Origin of the sequence: Photorhabdus stackebrandtii (assembly GCF_011189495.1) — a bacterium.
Taxonomy (GTDB): Bacteria; Pseudomonadota; Gammaproteobacteria; order Enterobacterales; family Enterobacteriaceae; genus Photorhabdus; species Photorhabdus khanii.
In genome coordinates this window covers 1-1,391 of sequence record NZ_PUJV01000110.1, presented here as the reverse complement: position 1 = coordinate 1,391, position 1,391 = coordinate 1, and the positions used below count along the sequence as shown (strand labels likewise).

Here is a 1,391-nt window from a genome sequence, read left to right as displayed (position 1 = left end):
GTCCGGGGGTGGAGGAAGCGGCCGTTATCGCCCGTGAAGATATCCCGGGTGACAAACGGTTAGTGGCCTATCTCCGGCCGCAGGCGGGTGCTGCCCTGGTGCCGGCGGATTTACGCCAGCAACTGGCACAGCATCTGGCCGACTATATGCTACCCAGTGCCTTTGTGATGCTGGCGGCCTTCCCGCTGACCCCGAACGGCAAGCTCGATCGCAAGGCGTTGCCTGCTCCCGATCAGTCGGCCATTGTGTCACGGGGTTATGCGCCTGCGCAGGGTGAGGTTGAAACGGGACTGGCGCAGATCTGGCAAGACTTGCTGGGATTGGCGCGTGTCGGGCGCCATGATCACTTCTTCGAACTCGGCGGCCACTCGCTGCTGGTGGTCAGTGTGATCGAACGGCTGCGCCAGCGGGGCTGGGAACTGGATGTCCGTACGGTATTCACCGCACCGATCCTGGCCGATCTGGCTCGGGCGATTCAGGTATCTCCGGGTGATGTCCCGGCTTTTGTCGTGCCGCCCAACCGTATTCCTGACGGCAGCACCGCGCTCACGCCTGAGATGTTACCGCTGGTCACCCTGTCCCAGGCCGAAATCGACACCATCGTCAACCGGGTGCCCGGCGGAGTGACCAATGTGCAGGATATCTATCCGCTGGCTCCGTTGCAGGAAGGTATCCTGTTCCATCATCGACTTGATCCGCACAGAGATCCCTATGTTATCTCGTCGCTGTTATGTGTCGACAGTCAGACAAACCTTGACGCTTTCACGGCTGCATTACAAGCGGTCATCGACCGGCACGATATCCTGCGCACCGCCGTCCACTGGGCCGGGTTATCCCAGCCGGTTCAGGTTATACACCGGCACGCCCCCTTGCCGGTTCATCGCCTGATCCTAGAGAACTGTGATGATGTGGCCGCCAGTTTGCAAGCCCGTATGACGTTGTCATACGGGCAGCTGGATTTATCTCAGGCGCCGCTGATACGGTTACAAACTGCCGCTGACCCACATTCAGCCAAGCTGTACGTCTTGCTCCAATTTCATCATATTATCGATGATAACCTCTCATTACGGCAGGTTCTCGCAGAAACGGTAGCATTCTTACTGGGCAAAAGTGCCGATTTACCGCCATCGGTGCCTTATCGTAACTTTGTGGCTTATGCCCGTCAGGAAAGCCATATTCAGGCCGCAGAAACCTTCTTCCCGGACTATCTGGCGGATCTCGATGGAGTGACGGCCCCTTTTGGCCTGATCAATGTTCAGGAAGGGGGCGAACATACGGCAGAAGCTCAACAGCCCCTTAATGCCGGCTTATCACGCGCCCTCCGTGAAACGGCCCGCAGGCTGGGCACCAGCCCCGCGGCGTTGTTCCATGCGGGTTGGGCACTGGTCGTT

The 1,391-nt window shown here is 59.0% G+C and carries 1 protein-coding gene; it reads left to right on the top strand.

Going from position 1 to position 1,391, the window contains the following annotated elements:
- On the top strand, positions 1-1,391 hold a 1,391-nt coding region (locus tag C5470_RS21785), incomplete at both ends, for a condensation domain-containing protein (protein WP_242688275.1).